The sequence below is a fragment of the Thalassolituus oleivorans MIL-1 genome (assembly GCF_000355675.1).
GTDB lineage: Bacteria > Pseudomonadota > Gammaproteobacteria > Pseudomonadales > Oceanobacteraceae > Thalassolituus > Thalassolituus oleivorans.
This window is the reverse complement of the sequence record NC_020888.1, coordinates 2,861,080-2,880,260: the sequence shown is the minus strand read 5'-3', so window position 1 is coordinate 2,880,260 and position 19,181 is coordinate 2,861,080. Positions and strand designations below refer to the sequence as shown.

Genomic DNA, 19,181 nt, shown 5'->3' with positions numbered 1-19,181 from the left:
ATGACACGTATTGCTATTACCGGTGCCGCCGGACGTATGGGGCGAGTGCTGATCGAAGCAGTCAACGCCGATGAACAAGCGCAAGTAGGCGCAGCTATTGTACTAGCGGGTGATCCAATGGCAGGGGTTGATGTTGGCGCTATCGCTGGTTTGGGATCAGTGCTAAATGTTGCGGCTACTACGGATCTAAGTTCGGTGATAGACCAATTTGATGTGTTGATTGATTTCACTTCGCCGGAAGCCACTATGGCGAATGTTGAACTTTGCCGCCAAGCAGGCAAGTGCATTGTTATCGGTACAACGGGATTAACCGAAGCTCAGAAGGCTGGTTTAAAAGAAGCTGCGGGTGATATGGGCATTGTCTTTGCCCCTAACTATTCGGTTGGCGTCAATCTCTGTTTGAATCTCCTGCGTATGGCAGCCTCTGTTATGGGTGATGATAGCGACATAGAGGTGATCGAGATGCATCACCGTCACAAGGTTGATGCCCCGTCAGGTACTGCTTTGCGTATGGGAGAAGTGGTTGCAGAAACCATGGGATGGGATTTAAACGAAGTGGCTTGCTATGGGCGTGAAGGTCAAACTGGCGCGCGTCCACATAAGCAAATTGGTTTTGAAACCATTCGTGGTGGCGACGTTGTCGGTGATCATACGGTGATGTTTGCAACTGAAGGCGAGCGTGTTGAGATTACTCATAAAGCGCAAAGCCGTATGACCTTTGCTAAAGGTGCGGTACGTGCCGCTAAGTGGATTGGTACTCAGCCAGCTGGTTTATACGATATGCAGGATGTACTTGGCTTTTAATGTTAAGTGTAAGAATAAAAAAACGCCGGCTTAGCCGGCGTTTTTGTTTAAAGCATAAGTTATTCAGCTGCTGTTGGCTTGCTTAGCAAGTTCTTTAGTTCGTCGCGAATGGGATCAAAAGAGGAAGTTAAATCGTCAATAGAGGCATTGCTGTAATCCCAATGCTTATCTTCAAGTAAATCGCGCATATTGCGTAGCGTTACCTTAGGTGCACTTTTGGATACCATATTGGCTATCCAACTTGGTAAGCCGCCTGATAAGTCTACGAATGTGGTGAAGCGAATTTTAGTATTGCCATTCGGTAGGGGAGTAACTTCGAATAAATTATTAAATTCGCTGATTTGCACCATGCCCTTTGGAGCTGGAACCACATCTGGAACATTCGTGCTTTGTATATTAATCACGCCATCTTTGATCGACATCTTATTGATAAGGGTGACATAACGATCAGCTACCGGCCAAATGCCAGAATATTCCATGTATACATATTGATTCAGTGCTCGATCACTTTTTTGACAGTGAAACACCCAGTCAGATAAATCATCGGAATTCTCTAATGTCAGTAAAACGTGCAAAGCAGGTTGCGGGATGATGATTTCTCCACGGAACTGTTGAACATCTGCTCCTTCTACTTTACGACGCCAAGTGCTGACTTCGCCAATATCATCACCAACCTTGCCGGCTTTCCAAGGAATATTATCATTAATGATGGTGGTTTTAACGTCACTAGAACTTGCTGTGAGTGAAAAAGTGAGGGCGGTAATTAACGTAATGGTGGTTAAAAACAAAGAGCGCACAGTGATTTTCTCGATAATGTGATGGACACAAGTAGGTGCCGTTACTATTTGCGGCCATCCTAACTAACGCGCGGGGAGTCGTCTATAGAAGGAGGCTAACATGGCGCGAACCATGTCAGCCTAAGGAGTGGATGAGTACTTTATGACTCGCGGATGCCTATGATGTGGTTAAATCCACGCTCTACCATTTCTTCCATGCCGTCGGGTTTGCCCATAGGGCTAAACACCATAGATACCAACATGTGAGCGTTGCCAATTGCCCATCTGGCACGTTCAATTGGTGCTAAACCATCAATGAGTAGGCCTTCTTTAATCGCGAGCTCTACTTGAGCTGTGATGATTTCGAGTAGGCGAGTTTGAAACTCGATATAGCGCGGCCACGTGTCCTCTCGTACAGAAGCACTCCACTCTAGCCATACTTTGATGTAATTTGAGTTTTCTTCGCAGGCCCTAAGAAACGCTTGGATGTGGTTCTTTATGCCATCCACTGGATTTTCTGCATCCTCGTACACGCGTTCTGCTAAGTTTAATAAAAAGCTTTCAACTTCATCGAGTACCGCACCAACAAGTGCTTCACGAGTGTTGAAGTAGTTAAAAACCGTTGCGACGGATACCCCGGCTTGTTGGGCAATTTCGGTATGGCCACCACGTCCAATGCCGCGGCGAGCAAAGACTTCAATCGCATCGTTTAGTAATAATTTCTTTCGTTCGTCTGGTTGTAAGCGTCGACGACCTTCGACAGCAGCAGGCATGCAGCATCCTCTTTCCTTGTTAATTACTAACTATGCAAAAAGCTCACCTAGGAGAATTGAGCCTTTGGTAACTCGACCGTCTAGCTATCGGCCTGAATCGATGGCTAGATCTTTGGGTCATCCTATTTTGTCGGTACGTAAAGTCATAGTTTATATAGGGTCATAGTGGCTTGGCCCGAACTTAGTTGGAAGTACGAACTACCATTTCTGATAACTAAGTATGAATTTTTTCTGGTAATGGCTTGTTAAGCATTGTCCTGATGCGACAAGTTACATATTTCAACGAAACAAGTGGTCATAAGGTGCTAATTCGGTGCAGTTTGGACTAATGTCCTAAGTGCCATTTTAAATGGACACAAGCGCCCCTTTTTAGTATCATTTAGGGTTAGTTCTAGTGTGTATCACGGCAGTCGAAAAGACGCCGAAAAAATCAGTGAAAAGCGGGATGGAGTCAGTTGATGTCGCCATTCCGCTTTTTTACGACTGATGGTTTTGCCACGTCCAGTCTGGGCCTGCCTGATGCAGACGCACGCCAGTTTATTTACAGTTCGGGGAATGAGTCTTGTCTACGCCAGCGATTCTAGCTCTTGAAGATGGCAGTATCTTCAAAGGCATCAGCATTGGTGCTGAAGGTCAATCTGTGGGGGAAGTGGTATTTAACACTTCCATGACCGGTTATCAGGAGATCCTTACCGATCCTTCCTATGCCAACCAGATGGTTACGTTAACCTATCCTCATATTGGTAGCTACGGCACCAATGATGAAGATGAAGAGTCATCCGCAGTCCATGCTAAAGGTTTGATTATTCGTGATTTGCCTTTGATCGCATCTAGCTTTCGCAGCCAGCAGCCGCTGGATCAATATTTGAAATCGCACAATGTGTGTGGCATTTCTGACATCGATACTCGTCGTTTAACACGCATCCTACGAGAAAAAGGGTCACTAAGTGGTTGTATCTTAGTGGCAGACGATTCGCACAGTGACGCTGGCATCGCTCGCGCCATTGAAGCCGCTAAAGCCTTCCCTGGCTTAAAAGGCATGGATCTAGCGAAAGAAGTGACGGTGAAAGAAGCTTATCGTTGGACGCAAGGCGACTGGACACTAGGCCAAGGTTTTAGTGAACAAACAGCCCCTAAGTACAAGGTTGTTGCTTTCGATTATGGTGTTAAGCGCAATATTTTACGCCTTCTAGCAGAGCGTGGCTGTGACCTAACGGTTGTACCAGCGCAAACCTCTGCAGCTGACGTGCTAGCCATGAATCCGGATGGTGTATTTCTATCTAACGGCCCTGGTGACCCAGAGCCATGTGATTACGCGATCAAAGCGATTCAAGAAATCTTAGAAACCAATATTCCTGTTTTCGGTATCTGTTTAGGTCACCAGTTGCTGGCTCTGGCATCAGGTGCGAAAACTGTAAAAATGGGTCATGGTCACCACGGTGGTAACCATCCAGTTCAAGATATTGATACTGGCCGAGTGATGATTACCAGCCAGAACCATGGTTTCGCAGTGGATGAAGCAACGTTGCCGGCGAACTTAGTAGCAACTCACAAGTCATTGTTTGACGGTACGTTGCAAGGTATTCGCCGCACTGATAAGCCAGCGTTTAGCTTCCAAGGTCACCCAGAAGCGAGCCCAGGTCCGCGTGACGTGGCGCCGCTGTTTGACCACTTCATCGAATTGATTAAAACCGCCAAAGCCGCGCAATAACAGGATTGACTGAGTAATGCCAAAACGTACTGACATACAAAGTATTTTGATCATCGGCGCGGGCCCGATTGTAATCGGCCAGGCGTGTGAGTTTGACTATTCTGGGGCGCAGGCTTGTAAAGCACTGCGTGAAGAGGGTTACCGTGTAATTTTGGTGAACTCTAACCCTGCAACGATTATGACCGATCCGTCGATGGCGGATGCAACCTATATCGAACCGATTACGGTTGAAGCGGTTACTAAAATCATCGAAAAAGAGCGTCCAGATGCTTTGCTACCAACAATGGGTGGCCAAACGGCGCTGAACTGCGCGCTCGGTTTAGAAGCGGCAGGCGTTCTGGAAAAATTCGGCGTTGAGATGATCGGTGCTAATGCCGATACCATCGACAAGGCCGAAGATCGTAGCCGTTTCGATAAAGCGATGAAGAAGATTGGTTTGGAATGTCCGCGTGCGGGCATTGCTCACAGCATGGAAGAAGCACGCGAAGTGCAAAAAGAGCTAGGCTTCCCATGCATCATTCGTCCGTCATTCACCATGGGTGGAACGGGCGGCGGTATTGCCTACAACAAAGAAGAGTTCGAAGAGATCTGTACTCGCGGTTTGGATTTGTCGCCAACCAATGAGCTGCTGATCGACGAATCTCTGATCGGTTGGAAAGAATATGAGATGGAAGTTGTGCGTGATAAAAACGACAACTGCATCATCATTTGTTCTATCGAAAACTTCGATGCAATGGGTGTTCACACCGGTGATTCGATCACAGTGGCTCCTGCGCAAACACTGACGGATAAAGAATACCAAATCATGCGTGATGCCTCTTTGGCAGTGCTACGCGAGATTGGTGTTGAGACCGGCGGTTCTAACGTGCAGTTTGGTTTGAATCCAAAAGATGGCCGTATGGTCGTGATTGAGATGAACCCACGTGTATCTCGCTCTTCTGCCTTGGCATCGAAAGCAACGGGTTTCCCGATTGCAAAAGTAGCCGCCAAGTTAGCGATTGGTTACACCTTAGATGAACTGCAAAACGATATTACCGGTGGTCGTACGCCAGCATCGTTTGAGCCGTCAATCGACTATGTGGTCACTAAGATCCCACGTTTTACTTTCGAAAAATTTCCACAAGCTGATGGTCGTCTAACTACTCAGATGAAATCTGTAGGCGAAGTGATGGCGATTGGTCGTACGCAGCAAGAATCTTTGCAAAAAGCGCTGCGCGGTTTAGAAGTGGGTGCGACGGGCTTTGATCCGAAAGTGGATTTAAACGATCCCGTATCGCGCGACAAAATTGTTTCTGAATTACGTACTCCTGGTGCTGATCGTATTTGGTACGTTGGTGATGCTTTCCGTGCTGGCATGAGTGTTGACGAAGTTTACGAACACTCATTTATCGACCCTTGGTTCTTAGTTCAGATTGAAGATCTGATCAAAGAAGAAACGGCCGTTGCTCAGAGCAGCTTACAGTCGTTAGATGCGGCTCGTATGTTTAAGCTGAAACGTAAAGGTTTCTCTGATGCACGCTTAGCTGCTTTGATGGGGATTTCTGAGAAATCACTGCGCAAGCATCGCCAAAAAATGGGTATTCGCCCAGTTTATAAGCGCGTAGATACTTGTGCGGCAGAATTCGCCACTGACACTGCTTACATGTACTCAACGTACGAAGAAGAGTGTGAATCGAATCCAACGGATCGCGAAAAAATCATCGTATTAGGCGGTGGTCCTAACCGTATCGGTCAAGGTATTGAATTCGACTATTGCTGTGTGCACGCAGCATTGGCAGCGAAGGAAGAAGGGTACGAAGCCATCATGGTGAACTGTAACCCTGAAACCGTATCAACCGATTACGATACCTCTGATCGTCTGTATTTTGAGCCTGTTACCTTAGAAGACGTGCTTGAAATTGTTGATAAAGAAAAACCTAAAGGCGTTATTGTTCAGTACGGTGGTCAAACGCCGCTGAAATTAGCCGAAGAATTAGAAGCTGCTGGTGTACCTATTATTGGTACTTCACCAGAGGCGATTGACCGTGCAGAAGATCGTGAACGCTTCCAGCAAATGATTCAACGCTTAGGCTTGAAGCAGCCGGTTAACGCGACGGTAACGTCGGCAGATCAAGCTGTTATAAAGGCTGCTGAGATCGGCTATCCATTGGTTGTTCGTCCGTCCTATGTATTGGGTGGCCGGGCTATGGAAATCGTTAATAACGAAGCATCGTTGCGTCGTTATATGACCGAAGCTGTGAAAGTATCCAACGAATCGCCAGTGCTGTTGGATTACTTTTTGAATCGCGCGGTGGAGGTCGATATCGACGCCATTTGCGACGGTGAACAAGTCGTTATCGGCGGTATCATGCAGCATATCGAACAAGCCGGCATTCACTCTGGTGACTCTGCGTGTTCTCTGCCTCCGTACAGTTTGCCTGCCGACGTTCAAGATGAAATGCGCAAGCAGGTAGCTGCAATGGCATTAGAATTGGGTGTAGTTGGTTTGATGAACACTCAGTTGGCTTGGCAAGATGGTGAGATTTATGTGATTGAGGTTAACCCTCGTGCATCACGTACTGTTCCGTTCGTGTCGAAGTGTATCGGTCTTTCATTGGCAGCTATCGCTGCGAAAGTCATGATGGGCAAGAGCCTGAAGGAATTGGGCTTCACCAAAGAAATCGTTCCGCCTTACTTCTCAGTAAAAGAAGCGGTGTTCCCGTTCAATAAATTCCAAGGCGTGGATCCAATTCTCGGCCCTGAAATGAAATCGACCGGTGAAGTAATGGGCGTAGGTAAAACCTTCGGCGAAGCCTTCTTTAAAGCACAGCTGGGTGCTAGCGCAAGTTTGCCGAACACTGGCCGCGTCTTTATATCGGTGCGTGATGCTGATAAAGCGGGTGTTGTTGAAGTTGCTAAAGGCTTTGTCGAACGTGGTTTCTCATTAATCTGCACCGATGGTACATGTCGTGTACTTAAGGCAGCTGGTGTCGAATGTAGCCGTGTGAATAAAGTGACCGAAGGTCGCCCACATATCGTCGACATGATTAAAAATGATGAAATTGCGTTAATTGTGAATACGACTGATGGTTCTCAAGCCATTGCAGATTCTGCGGATATTCGCCGCAGTGCACTACAACATAAGGTTTACTACACCACTACTTTGGCTGGTGCAGAGGCGGTTGTAGAAGGTCTGCGTTCTGATGGCTTGAAAGAAGTCCATCGTTTACAAGAGCTGCACGCAACCATCGTTTGATGGTTGCTGCGATATTTTAAAGGGAGAGCATAATGCAGAAATATCCCATGACTGTTGAAGGCGAAGCAACATTGCGTGCCGAGCTACAACGTCTAAAGACGATTGATCGTCCGCGGGTTATCGCTTCAATTGCTGAAGCTCGTGAACATGGTGATTTAAAAGAAAACGCCGAATATCATGCTGCGCGTGAACAGCAGGGTTTTATCGAGGGGCGTATTCAAGATATCGAAGGCAAGCTGTCGAACTCTCAAGTAATTGATATTAAATCGATTCCTCATAGTGGTAAGGTTTTGTTTGGTACTACGGTAACTATCATTAACTGTGCGACTGATGCCTCTGTGGTGTATCGCATTGTTGGTGAAGATGAAGCAGATATTAAAGCGAATCGTATTTCTATTTCTTCACCAATTGCGCGTGCCTTGATTGGTAAAGAGGAAGGTGATGTTGTCATCGTGACCATTCCTAGTGGAACCGTTGAATACGAAATCGAAGAAGTGCAGCACATCTAATATTGATGGTGTTGAATAAAAAAGCCCGCTAAGCGGGCTTTTTTATTGGATTTTTCACGTATTGCTTGTCAACTCAGCGTTTATTTATTGGATGCTGCTAAGCGTATAACTTGCCAATAAGTTGGTGGGGTAGGTATCGCTTGTTTTTCCCGCAATAAACGATGCAGTTTAGGCAGTTGCCAGTAGGGGACAGAAACTAGCGCATGATGCTCAATGTGGAAATTCACATTAAAGGGAGCAAACAAAGCTCTGCCTATAATGCCTGCCTTTGTCGTACGGGTATTTTTTAGCATATTGCCACTGCGTTCGGTCATAGCATGTTCCGCGATCGACCGAACTCTGATGCACAACGGGTACGCAAATAGATACCCAGCCCACCATATAAAGAACAGTTCAGTTAGATTTGAAAAATACATTGTGAGAAAAAATATACTGTGGAATATCAGTGTTCTTCGGCTCTCTTTAACAAATGTCCATAAATAATCTGCTCTTGATTGGCCATTGCTAGGCAATTTTTCCACGGTACCTGCGACATTCCATTTGAGGATGCCTGCATTCATCATGCCTAGGCCAATGAGTGATTTGATACCTGTGATTCCTGATATATCGCGCAAAAATTTACGCATCATGGATGCAGGACTGGTTGGAAAGCCATCACAGAGGGGAAGGTCTACATCCAGTTCTGTACCTGTGTGTACATGGTGCAGCGCGTGATGACGGCGGTATTTTGCGATATCCAGAAATATAGGAGCAGCGCATAGCCAATTACAAACGGAGTCATTGAACTTCTGCGTTTCGAATAAACTGCGATGTGAGCCTTCATGGCTGAGAATGGCGAGCCCGAGTATTCGTCCGCCAATCAAGGTTATGGAGACAATCAGTAACGGCAGGCTCCACCAAGTGAATGCATCAATAGCTAACTCGGACATAAAGAGTGCCAAGGCGATAGTGGCCCAGCAGCCTGCTATGCCAAACCAGCCCCAAGCATCAGAACGTCGATGTAGGGATGCAATCACCTCTGGTCCGAGCAGTTGGGTTAGGGTGTCGCGTGCAGACTTGCGTTCTAAGCCTGTTTCAAAATCGTCGTGTGTATTGGTCATAGTATTTGTTCCAGTGTTATCCGTTTAAATTACACTCAATAAAACAATGTGTCAAATTCTGTAATGATAAGGGTTTGAGTCATTGTGGTAACATGTGAGTATCTTAATTAGGCCGATTCTATGTCTGTTCGAGCACAGCCTCATTCCGCTAAAAAACTCATTCTCAATCTTGTTAAAGCAGCTGATCAGCCTATTTCAGCGCCTACTCTTGTGCGCATGGGTGCCTTGTTCGAGTTAGAAGCGAATAATATTCGAGTGACCCTAAATCGCTTGGTGGCTCAGGGCTTACTTATTTTGAGTGACCAAGGTGGCTATATCTTTGGTCAAGAGGCGCAGGTTTTTGCGGATCAGCAGAAGCGATGGCATGCGTTAGAGCAAAGCCTCAAACAATGGGATGGTAGTTGGTTAGCAATTTATGTGGCCAATCTTGGGCGGCGTGACCGCAAGCAACTACGCAAGCGTGAGCGCGCAACTACGCTTTGGGGCTTTCGCGAATTCGAGCAGGGATTATTGATTCGACCAGATAATCTTAAGATTGATATCGCGATATTGAAGCAGAATCTCGTTGAGCTAGGGCTGGAACCCCAAGCTTGTTTATTTCGTGCATCAGAACTTCAGTGTGAGCAGCTGCCGAGTGATTTGGCGCTTTGGCCGTTACAGCAGCTGAATGATAAGTATCTAGAACTCACCGCAGAAATGCAGTTGTGGCTTACCGATTATGCGTCGAAAAGTCTGCAGGATGCAGCGCGAGAGTCATTTTTAATCGGTGATAAAGTATTGCATGAAATTGCTTATGACCCCCGACTACCGGGGGAGATGATCAATAGTGCTAGTCGCCAAAATATGGTCGAAACCATGATTCAATTTAACGCCGTTGGCCGAGCTATTTGGTCGGAACTTATCGCGACAGTTGGTAACGACTAGCCTCTTAGGTTGTTTTAAGGGCAGCGTACCGTCGGTAGATCATTTAAGTCTGGATCATCGTCGCGCTCAATGGCTTTCATCATTTCTTGTAAACGCTGACGTGCTTGGCGACGTTTCACCGCTTTGTTGTAACGGCGAATTTGAGTTTCGTCTTTAAGTTCTAATTCGGGCACCGGCGTTGGCTGGTTGTTCTCGTCCATCGCCACCATAGTGAAATAGCAGGTATGCGTATGCTTTACTGTTTTCCGGCGAATGTCTTCTGCAATCACTTTAATACCAATTTCCATCGAAGTACGACCGGTATAGTTGATGGTCGCAAGGCAGGTGATCATCTCACCGATGTGAATTGGTTGTTTGAATAGAACGTTATCGACCGACAGAGTTACAGCGTATTGACCGCTGAAACGCATTGCGCAGGTATAGGCAACTTTATCGAGGAGCTTAAGTAATTCGCCACCATGCATATTGCCAGAAAAGTTGGCCATACCAGGTGTGACCAGTTCGGTCATTTCAGTTTGGATAATTTGCCCCACAGCGACATCTCCTGAGGTGATTAAGAGCGCGGATTTTGACAAATTTTTAGCAGGTTGAAAGGTTTATTTTGCTTATGTCTAGAATGTCCTCGAAAAATGCCCCGAAAACGGGGCATTGATCTATTCGTTGGTCAAACTTTCTCTACCAGTAAACTACCGATGGAATAACCAGCACCGAATGAGCAGATCAAACCTTTCTCGCCTTTTTGGATATCGGCTTTATTGCGATGGAAAGCAATCACAGAACCTGACGAGGCTGTATTAGCAAATTCGTCTAGTACGATTGGTGTTTCTTCTGGCTCGGGCATGCGTCCCAATAGTTTCTTAGCTGCAAACATGTTCATTGTTAGGTTGGCTTGATGCAACCACATGCGTTTGAGTTGACTAGCTTCTAAGTGATTCTCAGCTAATTGCTCAGAAATAAAGTTAGTGACTAGAGGTAATAATTCTTTAAATACACGTTTGCCTTGCTGGCTGAAAAACGCACGATCTTCAGGCAAATTATCGAAGCAATGGTCAGTGTAGTTACCGTCGCAACGAATATTGTCTGAAAACTGAGTAAATTGCTTAGTATTCAAAATACGGAAAGCGCTATCAGAAGTGCAGGTTTCTTCCGGCTCAATAATCACAGCTGTAGCAACATCGCCGAAAATAAAGTGGCTATCGCGCGACTTTAGATTGACTTGCGGTGTGGTGAATTCGGGGTTCACTACGATGGCGCACTTTGCTAACCCTGCTTTTACAGAAGCGTAAGCCGAGATTAAACCAAAGGTTGCTGAGGAGCATGCAATGCCCATGTCGTAAGCAAAGCCTTTAATCCCCAGCTTTTCTTGAATTTCAACGGCAATTGAAGGATAAGCGCGCTGGTGATTGGTTGTCGCCACAATCAGCATATCGATGTCGGCTGCAGTTTTACCCGCTTGTGCCATCGCTTCTTTCGCTGCTGCAATACCCATGGTCACACATTCTGGCTCATCGCCTTCGTAGCTTGGTTTAAAGCGTGGATGCATCACGGTTGGATCTAGCATGCCTTCTTTATGCATGGCATAGCGTGATTTGATACCAGACGCTTTTTCAATAAATTCGCTACTTGATGTTGGCAAGGCTTCTACTTTGCCCATCTCGATTTGTCCAGCGTGCTCATCATTAAAACGATGTACATAACTATTGTATGCATCAACTAATTCATCGTTGGTGACAGTGTGAGGCGGAATGAATAGGCCTGAGCCGGAAATAACAATCTGAGACATGACGATAGGAAACCTTTATTTTTAATGCATTATCCCCCGAACTGAACGGGGTTCCAACACTCATAGCCGTCAGTGCTGGAAGTTGTCCTAAAATGAGGGATGCGCCGCGCCAGCGCTCACCTCGTTAATGCTGACAATTGTAACAGCAAAATTTTATAAGCGTTTTAGATTCGAAAGATTCGGCTTTGCCTTTGGATTACGGCGTATTAATAGTGCCGTATTACCAATTTGTTGTACCAATTCTGCTTTCGAGATTTTCAGTACTTCGGCAATAACTTCTTTCTTTAATTCACGGTCACCGACAGAAACTTTGATTTTAATCAGTTCGTGGTCGTCTAGAGCACGATTAAGTTCCTCGATGACACCTTCCGTCAGACCATTACTGGCGATGGTCACAATCGGGTTTAACTGGTGGCCAATGGCCCGGTATGCTTTACGTTGTTCGTTGCTTATAGCCATATCGATTCGGTCGCTATGTGGTTCGGTGTTAGAATCCTGTGGCGACGTCGGGGCCGCTACGGCCCGATAGTATACCTGACCCTGGAGCAAACACCGCTATGGCGCGATCAAAAACGAGTGCAGACTGGCTAAAAGAGCATATAGACGACATTTATGTGCAAAAAGCTCAGCAAGATGGTTACCGCACGCGTGCCAGTTATAAGTTAATAGAATTAGACGAACGCGATCAGTTGTTGCGTTCTGGGATGACCGTAATTGACCTAGGGTCGGCTCCTGGCGGTTGGTCGCAGGTAGTTGCACAACGCCTTGGTGATAAAGGGTTGGTGATCGCATCCGATATCCTACCGATGGATGCTATCGCTGATGTAACCTTTATTCAGGGCGATTTCACCACGGATGAGGTTTTTGATGAGTTATTAACGGCGATTAATGACCGTCCAGTGGACCTTGTAATTTCCGATATGGCACCCAATATGAGTGGTATGGCCTCCATTGACCAACCAGGCGCTATGTATTTAGTAGAGCTTGCGCTTGATATGGCGCGTCAGGTTTTGAAACCCAATGGCACTTTTGTTGCCAAAGTGTTTCAAGGTGAGGGTTTTGATGAATACCTTACGGATGTTCGCTCTTCTTTTACAAAAGTGTTGATTCGTAAACCAAAAGCATCGCGCCCACGTTCGCGTGAGGTGTACATTGTGGGTAAAGGTTTCCGTCCTTAGCGAATGCTTGCTAAGCTAAGGGCAATAAATCGGCTGGGACGTTCCAGCCAGACTAAAGAGGTGGTGCCGCGCATGGCAAAGAATTTCATATTGTGGGTAGTTATAGCTGCCGTCTTGATGATGGTATTTCAAAGCTTTAACCCAACGACTCGCGGAACCGAGCTGTCGTATTCTGATTTCATGAAAGCCGTCCAAAATGGTCAGGTTCAATCTGTCACCATTTCTGGTCAGTCCATCACAGGTAAACAAAAATCAACGGATCAGCGTTTTGAGACCGTTTTACCAGCCTTTGATGACAAATTGATGGATACCTTGTTGGCAAATAATGTCGATGTGGTAGGCGAAAAGCCTGAGAAACAAGGTTTCTTGTCGCAACTATTATTAGCGTCCTTGCCGATTCTGATCATCATCGCCGTGTTCATGATCTTCATGCGTCAAATGCAAGGTGGTGGTTCTGGGCGTGGCGGCCCAATGGCATTTGGTAAGAGCAAGGCTAAGTTGCTGAGCGAAGATCAAATCAAAACGACATTTGATGATGTAGCTGGCTGTGATGAAGCCAAAGAAGATGTAAAAGAGTTGGTCGAATTTTTACGTGATCCGGGCAAGTACCAGCGTTTGGGTGGTCGAATTCCCCGTGGCGTATTAATGGCGGGACAACCGGGTACCGGTAAAACACTGTTGGCGAAAGCGATTGCTGGTGAAGCACGTGTTCCTTTCTTCTCCATCTCTGGTTCAGATTTCGTAGAGATGTTCGTTGGTGTCGGTGCATCTCGTGTGCGCGACATGTTTGAGCAAGCGAAGAAGCAAGCACCTTGCATTATCTTTATCGACGAAATTGATGCCGTAGGCCGTTCTCGTGGTGTGGGCATGGGTGGTGGTAACGACGAGCGCGAACAAACTCTGAACCAATTATTGGTTGAGATGGATGGCTTTGAAGTGAACGACGGCATTATTGTTATCGCCGCGACTAACCGTCCAGATGTTCTTGATCCTGCGCTATTACGTCCAGGACGTTTCGACCGTCAGGTCGTTGTGGGTTTACCCGATATTCGTGGTCGTGAGCAAATCCTCAAAGTACACATGCGCAAAGTACCGATTGGTGATGATGTTAATGCGTCTGTGTTGGCTCGCGGTACGCCGGGTTTCTCTGGTGCTGACCTTGCCAACTTAGTTAACGAAGCCTCTTTGTTTGCTGCGCGTGCGAATCGCAATACCGTTGGTATGGAAGAATTTGAACAAGCGAAAGATAAGATCCTCATGGGTGCCGAGCGCAAAACCATGGTCATGTCAGAAAAAGAGAAAACCAACACGGCGTACCACGAAGCAGGTCATGCCATTGTTGGTCGTATCGTGCCTGAGCATGATCCGGTTTATAAAGTGTCGATTATTCCTCGTGGCCGCGCCCTTGGTGTAACTATGTTCTTACCAGAAGAAGATCGTCACTCAATCAGCAAGCGCGGTATCGAAAGCAATATTTGTTCTCTGTACGGTGGTCGTATCGCCGAAGAGATGACGTTAGGTAAAGACGGTGTTACTACCGGCGCTTCTAACGATATTGAACGCGCAACCAAATACGCTCGTAACTACGTCACTAAGTGGGGCCTGTCCGATAAATTAGGTGCTCAGCTGTATAGCGAAGACGAGCAAAATAGTTATTTGGGTAGTGCTGGTGGCGGTCAGATGTCTCATCTATCTGACGAAACTGCGCGAGTGATTGATGCAGAAGTCAGACACCTACTTGATACTTGCTATCAGCGCTCGGTTAAGATTCTTGAAGAAAATCGCGAGAAGCTTGAAATGATGAAAGATGCACTGATGGAATATGAAACCATTGATGCCGATCAGATCGACGACATTATGGAAGGTCGCAAACCGCGCCCACCTAAGTCGTGGACAGATACGGGCTCAGGTCCATCTGCTCCTGCGGAAGCGAGCCGTGATATGGCCAAAGATGATGACGACTCGGTCGGTGATCCGGCGAGTGAGCAAAGCTAAGCATTGGTTGGCTGAAGAAGGCGGCTTTTAAGCCGCCTTTTTTGTTGGCTAGAAATGCATGAATTACCGAAAGTATTCGAGAAAGTATTCGAGTTAGCTAAATCAAGAAGGACGAAACATTGCGTTTACAGTGTGGTCAGCGGCAGCTGGATTTATCAGAGCCTAGAATTATGGGGATATTAAATGTCACCCCAGATTCGTTTTCTGATGGTGGTTTGTTTGTTCGCCCTGAGCAAGCGTTACGACATGTTGAGCAAATGATCGCTGATGGTGCGGCGATTATCGATGTCGGTGGCGAATCCACTCGTCCGGGAGCCGAGCCGGTTGCGACGGCGGAGGAATTGCAGCGCGTAATCCCTGTGATTGAAGCGATTGCTCGTGAATTTGATGTTGCCATATCTGTTGATACCAGTAGCGCCGCCGTGATGCGTGAAAGCGCAGCAGCGGGCGCGCATATCATTAATGATGTGCGTTCTTTGCGTCGTGAGGGGGCCTTAGCAGCGGCTGTCGCTAGTCGTTTACCTGTGTGTTTAATGCATATGGTGGGCGAGCCAACGAATATGCAAAATAATCCCCATTACGATGACGTAGTGAGTGATGTTGCTGATTTTTTGCAGCAACGCGCTGATGAATGTGAGCAGGCTGGGATGAGTAAGGATCGTATTTTAATAGATCCCGGTTTTGGCTTTGCTAAGACCTATGAGCATAATTACCAGCTGCTTAATCAATTAGAAAAGATTACAGCGCTTGGTTATCCCCTGCTTACTGGATTGTCGCGCAAGCGCATGATTGCTGCAGCTATTGGTGGACATTCTAGTCCGGAAGATCGGGATGTTGGTAGTGCAGCAGCAGCGTTGTTGTGTGTATTAAAAGGTGCGCGGATTATTCGTGTGCACAACGTAAAAGCGACAGCCGATGCTGTCAGTGTATTGCAAGCCACTCTAGGAGAGGGCAATGAGTAGAAAGTATTTTGGTACCGATGGCGTGCGCGGTCGAGTGGGCGTTGCGCCGATTACTCCGCAATTTATTATGCATCTGGGATGGGCTGCGGGTAAGGTGTTTGCGCAGCAAGGCAAAAGCCGCATTTTAATCGGTAAAGATACGCGAATTTCCGGCTATATGTTTGAGTCTGCTTTAGAAGCAGGGCTTTCGGCGGCTGGCGTTGATGTCGGTTTATTGGGGCCTATTCCAACGCCAGGTATTGCCTATTTAACCCGGACTTTCCGTGCGCAAGCCGGCATTGTGATCAGTGCCTCGCACAATCCTTATTACGATAATGGTATTAAGTTTTTTTCGGGTGACGGCACTAAATTACCAGACGAAACTGAATTACAGATTGAGTCCTACCTTGATTTGCCGATGGATTGTGTGGAATCAGATCGGTTAGGTAAAGCGGTGCGCATTAATGATGCGGCGGGTCGATATATCGAATTTTGCAAAGGCACAGTGAACTCCTTGAATTTACGCGGCCTACGCGTGGTGCTGGATTGCAGCCATGGTGCTACTTATCAAATTGCACCGGCGGTATTCTCTGAATTAGGGGCTACGGTTATCACGATTGGTAATCAGCCCAATGGTATGAATATCAACGATGGTGTCGGTTCAACGTCGCCAGAAGGATTGCGCGCTAAGGTATTGGAAGAAAAAGCCGACCTTGGTATTGCCTTCGATGGCGATGGCGATCGCGTTATGATGGTCGATCATTTGGGTGAGTTAGTTGATGGCGATCAATTGCTGTTTATTGTCGCTACTCATGCTCAAGAGCAAGGTCGTTTAAAAGGCGGCGTTGTTGGTACGCAAATGAGTAACCTAGGTCTTGAATTAGCTCTAAAAGAGCAAGGTGTTGAGTTCTTGCGTGCCAAAGTCGGCGATCGTTACGTCATGCAAATGCTAGCAGAAAATGGTTGGCGTTATGGCGGCGAATCATCCGGTCACTTATTGTGCTTGGATTCGAACAGTACGGGTGATGGTATTGTTTCAGCATTGCAGGTGTTGCTGGCATTACGTGATACCGGTGTTGGTTTGCACGAGTGGCAAAAGCGCATGAGTAAAATGCCACAAACTATGATTAACGTTCATCGTAGTCGTAATATCGATGTGATGAGCGACGCAACGATTCAAGCAGCGATTGCCGCAACGGAAAAAAAGTTGGCCAATCGCGGGCGCGTATTATTGCGCCCTTCGGGTACTGAGCCTTTGGTGCGGGTTATGGTTGAAGGTGAAGATCCTGTGGTAACTCAATTGTTAGCCCAAGAATTAGCAGAAGTGGTTGAGCGGGCATTGGCGTAACTTCTTTTACTCTAAGATGCTTCAATTAGCGGCTCTGGCTTGTCTATGAGGGGCATCTTAGATAGTATCTGCGCTCTTTGAATTTTGAGGGGACCCCATGCGTCGTTTACTGGTAGCCGGTAACTGGAAAATGAATGCTTCCGTCGCTATGACCGAGCATTTACTGTCCGCGATCCGGGATGCTGAGATCGATACATGTGATGTGGCTGTTTTTCCACCATTCCCTTACCTAGCATTGGCACACAGTACTATCGCAGATGCGCCCATTCGCTTGGGTGCACAGACGTGTAGTCTTGAGCAAAGCGGCGCGTTTACCGGCGAAGTAGCAGTGTCTATGCTATCTGAGTTTCAGGTGGCTTTGGTCTTGGTTGGTCATTCTGAACGACGCAGCCTGTATGGCGAAACAGATAAAATTGTTTTGTTGAAGACATTGCGTGTGCTTGAGCAAGGTATGACTGCAGTTGTGTGTATCGGTGAGACGCTAGAAGAGCGCCAAGCTGGTAATGAGCGTGAAGTAGTTGAGACTCAGCTGAGATTATTGCTTGATGAATTGTCAGACCAGCAATGGCAGTCGGTTGTTTTAGCGTATGAGCCAGTATGGGCAATCGGTACGGGTGAGACAGCAACGCCAGAGCAAGCACAAGCGATGCATCGCTATATTCGTAGCTTGTTGCAGCAGCGTAGTGCTGATATTGCGAATACTACACAGATTTTGTACGGCGGCAGCGTAAAGGCTGCTAATGCGGCGGAGTTATTCTCCCAGCCGGATATTGATGGTGGATTGGTCGGCGGTGCCTCGTTGGATGCCAATGAATTTCTTGGAATTTGTCGAGCTAAATAAAACTCGATAACGATAAATAGGTAGGTTATGGAACAAATTATTTTAATCGTTCACATTGTATTGGCGCTTGGTATCGTCTTTTTTGTGATGATTCAGCAAGGTAAAGGTGCGGATGCAGGTGCTTCTTTCGGCAGTGGTGCATCGCAAACTGTATTCGGCAGCCAAGGTTCTGGTAACTTTTTAAGCCGTTCAACGGCTATTTTGGCAACTGCTTTCTTTGTGACCAGCCTAGGTTTGGCGGTATTCGCTAAGCAGCACGCGACAAAAGCATCGGATTTAGGTATTCCAAGCCAAGAAGTGATAGAAACACTTGAGCAAGATACCCCTGTTGTGGAAGAATACGCGCCGTCTGTTGATGCGCCGGAATTAGACGCATCAGTATCTGGCGAAGCGCCAGAAGTAGAGACGCCTGAACAGACGAAGTAATTCGTTTAGCAGGATTGCAGTGCGGATGTGGTGGAATTGGTAGACACGCCATCTTGAGGGGGTGGTGAGCATAGCTTGTGCGAGTTCGAGTCTCGCCATCCGCACCAATTATTCTAAAAAGGCGAACCTAGTTCGCTTTTTTCGTTTAATACGCCTATAATGCGCGAGCTTTGAAGAGCATATCAAAGAGCCCCTCCAGTCAGGGGCTTTTTAGTAATTGCACTTCCCGGTGACTCAAAAAACCGGATAGCGGTGAAACGTCACAGAAGTCTGCGTAAGCGGGCTTCAGTCTGCGTAAAAGCAGTAGCGGACTGGGCACATGTTGCCCAGTTTTTGTTTGTGTTGGGAGAGAATTTCTCCCGCAGGAGTTAGGCTTGTCAAAAGATACACAGTTAACAGAAATGATTGGCCCAGTGGTCGAATCTATGGGTTTTGTCTACTGGGGACTTGAGTTTTCAGCTCAAGGACGTCATTCGCTGTTGCGTGTTTTTATTGATCACGAAGATGGCATTAACGTTGATCATTGCGCGAGCGTCAGTCGGCAAATTAGTAGCGTCTTGGATGTTGAAGATCCTATCTCTCAGGAATATACCCTAGAGGTATCTTCTCCTGGTATGGATCGTCCACTGTTCACATTAGAGCAGTACGTTGCTTATACAGGTCACATTATAGATGTGCGCCTGCGTATGCCGTTTGATGGCCGTCGCAAATTTAAAGGTCAGCTGGTTGGTATCGAAGAGCAAGATATCGTGATGCGTGTAGACGATCACGAATATTTGCTACCTATCGAACTAATCGATAAAGCTAATGTTGTTCCACAATTCAAGGACTAAGGTT

Annotated in this window: 18 protein-coding genes and 1 tRNA gene; 13 read left to right on the top strand and 6 right to left on the bottom strand. The window is 46.8% G+C overall.

Translation table 11 applies throughout. The features are described 5' to 3' along the window. Positions 1 to 804, top strand: coding sequence for a 4-hydroxy-tetrahydrodipicolinate reductase (gene dapB / locus TOL_RS13210; RefSeq protein ID WP_015487849.1), 804 nt, complete (start codon positions 1 to 3; stop codon positions 802 to 804). A gap of 59 nt (positions 805 to 863) precedes the next feature. Here dapB and TOL_RS13205 read toward each other — a convergent pair whose 3' ends face one another. Next, positions 864 to 1,601, bottom strand: coding sequence for an SRPBCC family protein (locus TOL_RS13205; protein WP_015487848.1), 738 nt, complete (start codon positions 1,599 to 1,601; stop codon positions 864 to 866). 140 nt (positions 1,602 to 1,741) lie between these two features. Then, entirely contained in the window at positions 1,742 to 2,353 is a 612-nt protein-coding gene (locus TOL_RS13200) for a TetR/AcrR family transcriptional regulator (protein ID WP_015487847.1), read from the bottom strand. 562 nt (positions 2,354 to 2,915) lie between these two features. Here TOL_RS13200 and carA point away from each other — a divergent pair. From carA to greA, 3 genes are read left to right on the top strand one after another with little or no spacing between them, the layout of a single operon-like run. Beyond that, complete coding sequence (carA, locus tag TOL_RS13195) at positions 2,916 to 4,064, top strand: glutamine-hydrolyzing carbamoyl-phosphate synthase small subunit (protein WP_015487845.1); 1,149 nt, start codon at positions 2,916 to 2,918, stop codon at positions 4,062 to 4,064. 16 nt (positions 4,065 to 4,080) lie between these two features. Further along, entirely contained in the window at positions 4,081 to 7,299 is a 3,219-nt protein-coding gene (carB, locus tag TOL_RS13190) for a carbamoyl-phosphate synthase large subunit (RefSeq protein ID WP_015487844.1), read from the top strand. 32 nt (positions 7,300 to 7,331) lie between these two features. Continuing rightward, entirely contained in the window at positions 7,332 to 7,808 is a 477-nt protein-coding gene (gene greA, locus TOL_RS13185; RefSeq protein WP_015487843.1) for a transcription elongation factor GreA, read from the top strand. Between the two features lie 80 nt (positions 7,809 to 7,888). On the opposite strand, the gene TOL_RS13180 is transcribed toward greA, so the two are convergent. After that, the gene (locus tag TOL_RS13180; protein ID WP_015487842.1) at positions 7,889 to 8,908 is read right to left on the bottom strand and encodes a fatty acid desaturase family protein; all 1,020 of its coding nucleotides are present in this window, start codon (positions 8,906 to 8,908) and stop codon (positions 7,889 to 7,891) included. 120 nt (positions 8,909 to 9,028) lie between these two features. Here TOL_RS13180 and TOL_RS13175 point away from each other — a divergent pair, with 120 nt between their 5' ends. Continuing rightward, a complete protein-coding gene (locus TOL_RS13175; RefSeq protein ID WP_015487841.1) occupies positions 9,029 to 9,832 on the top strand; it encodes a PaaX family transcriptional regulator C-terminal domain-containing protein in 804 nt (267 codons plus the stop codon). A 14-nt stretch (positions 9,833 to 9,846) separates the two neighbouring features. Here the strand turns inward: TOL_RS13175 and TOL_RS13170 are convergent, their stop codons facing one another. The 3 genes from TOL_RS13170 to TOL_RS13160 all read right to left on the bottom strand — a co-directional run bounded on the left by TOL_RS13170 (position 9,847) and on the right by TOL_RS13160 (position 12,074). Continuing rightward, entirely contained in the window at positions 9,847 to 10,365 is a 519-nt protein-coding gene (locus TOL_RS13170) for an acyl-CoA thioesterase (RefSeq protein WP_015487840.1), read from the bottom strand. 131 nt (positions 10,366 to 10,496) lie between these two features. After that, entirely contained in the window at positions 10,497 to 11,615 is a 1,119-nt protein-coding gene (locus TOL_RS13165; RefSeq protein ID WP_015487839.1) for a beta-ketoacyl-ACP synthase III, read from the bottom strand. 153 nt (positions 11,616 to 11,768) lie between these two features. After that, positions 11,769 to 12,074: a YhbY family RNA-binding protein gene (locus tag TOL_RS13160; protein WP_015487838.1), complete on the bottom strand. Its 306-nt coding sequence runs from the start codon at positions 12,072 to 12,074 to the stop codon at positions 11,769 to 11,771. 98 nt (positions 12,075 to 12,172) lie between these two features. Here TOL_RS13160 and rlmE point away from each other — a divergent pair, with 98 nt between their 5' ends. The 8 genes from rlmE (at position 12,173) to rimP (ending at position 19,177) form a co-directional block, all read left to right on the top strand. Further along, positions 12,173 to 12,793, top strand: coding sequence for a 23S rRNA (uridine(2552)-2'-O)-methyltransferase RlmE (gene rlmE / locus TOL_RS13155; protein WP_015487837.1), 621 nt, complete (start codon positions 12,173 to 12,175; stop codon positions 12,791 to 12,793). A 72-nt stretch (positions 12,794 to 12,865) separates the two neighbouring features. After that, positions 12,866 to 14,788: an ATP-dependent zinc metalloprotease FtsH gene (ftsH, locus tag TOL_RS13150; protein ID WP_015487836.1), complete on the top strand. Its 1,923-nt coding sequence runs from the start codon at positions 12,866 to 12,868 to the stop codon at positions 14,786 to 14,788. Positions 14,789 to 14,907: 119 nt separating this feature from the next. Next, positions 14,908 to 15,750 carry a dihydropteroate synthase gene (gene folP / locus TOL_RS13145; RefSeq protein ID WP_015487835.1) on the top strand — a complete coding sequence of 281 codons (843 nt, stop codon included), beginning with the start codon at positions 14,908 to 14,910 and terminating at the stop codon, positions 15,748 to 15,750. Beyond that, positions 15,743 to 17,077 carry a phosphoglucosamine mutase gene (glmM, locus tag TOL_RS13140; RefSeq protein ID WP_015487834.1) on the top strand — a complete coding sequence of 445 codons (1,335 nt, stop codon included), beginning with the start codon at positions 15,743 to 15,745 and terminating at the stop codon, positions 17,075 to 17,077. Before folP ends, glmM begins: the two co-directional genes overlap by 8 nt. A gap of 97 nt (positions 17,078 to 17,174) precedes the next feature. Beyond that, positions 17,175 to 17,918: a triose-phosphate isomerase gene (gene tpiA, locus TOL_RS13135; protein WP_015487833.1), complete on the top strand. Its 744-nt coding sequence runs from the start codon at positions 17,175 to 17,177 to the stop codon at positions 17,916 to 17,918. 27 nt (positions 17,919 to 17,945) lie between these two features. Further along, positions 17,946 to 18,344 (top strand): preprotein translocase subunit SecG, encoded by a 399-nt coding sequence (gene secG / locus TOL_RS13130; protein WP_015487832.1) that lies wholly within the window; start codon positions 17,946 to 17,948, stop codon positions 18,342 to 18,344. Between the two features lie 21 nt (positions 18,345 to 18,365). Next, a tRNA-Leu gene (locus TOL_RS13125) sits at positions 18,366 to 18,451 on the top strand. A 267-nt stretch (positions 18,452 to 18,718) separates the two neighbouring features. After that, positions 18,719 to 19,177, top strand: coding sequence for a ribosome maturation factor RimP (gene rimP, locus TOL_RS13120; RefSeq protein ID WP_015487831.1), 459 nt, complete (start codon positions 18,719 to 18,721; stop codon positions 19,175 to 19,177). Positions 19,178 to 19,181 lie beyond the last annotated feature (4 nt).

What these genes read in the sequence shown, in the direction of transcription:
- dapB (WP_015487849.1), top strand. Translation starts at nt 1, where the DNA reads ATGACACGTATTGCTATTACCGGTGCCGCCGGACGTATGGGGCGAGTG.
- TOL_RS13200 (WP_015487847.1), bottom strand. Translation starts at nt 2,353, where the DNA reads ATGCCTGCTGCTGTCGAAGGTCGTCGACGCTTACAACCAGACGAACGA.
- secG (WP_015487832.1), top strand. Translation starts at nt 17,946, where the DNA reads ATGGAACAAATTATTTTAATCGTTCACATTGTATTGGCGCTTGGTATC.
- greA (WP_015487843.1), top strand. Translation starts at nt 7,332, where the DNA reads ATGCAGAAATATCCCATGACTGTTGAAGGCGAAGCAACATTGCGTGCC.
- TOL_RS13175 (WP_015487841.1), top strand. Translation starts at nt 9,029, where the DNA reads ATGTCTGTTCGAGCACAGCCTCATTCCGCTAAAAAACTCATTCTCAAT.
- TOL_RS13165 (WP_015487839.1), bottom strand. Translation starts at nt 11,615, where the DNA reads ATGTCTCAGATTGTTATTTCCGGCTCAGGCCTATTCATTCCGCCTCAC.
- tpiA (WP_015487833.1), top strand. Translation starts at nt 17,175, where the DNA reads ATGCGTCGTTTACTGGTAGCCGGTAACTGGAAAATGAATGCTTCCGTC.
- carB (WP_015487844.1), top strand. Translation starts at nt 4,081, where the DNA reads ATGCCAAAACGTACTGACATACAAAGTATTTTGATCATCGGCGCGGGC.
- glmM (WP_015487834.1), top strand. Translation starts at nt 15,743, where the DNA reads ATGAGTAGAAAGTATTTTGGTACCGATGGCGTGCGCGGTCGAGTGGGC.
- rlmE (WP_015487837.1), top strand. Translation starts at nt 12,173, where the DNA reads ATGGCGCGATCAAAAACGAGTGCAGACTGGCTAAAAGAGCATATAGAC.
- TOL_RS13160 (WP_015487838.1), bottom strand. Translation starts at nt 12,074, where the DNA reads ATGGCTATAAGCAACGAACAACGTAAAGCATACCGGGCCATTGGCCAC.
- ftsH (WP_015487836.1), top strand. Translation starts at nt 12,866, where the DNA reads ATGGCAAAGAATTTCATATTGTGGGTAGTTATAGCTGCCGTCTTGATG.
- TOL_RS13180 (WP_015487842.1), bottom strand. Translation starts at nt 8,908, where the DNA reads ATGACCAATACACACGACGATTTTGAAACAGGCTTAGAACGCAAGTCT.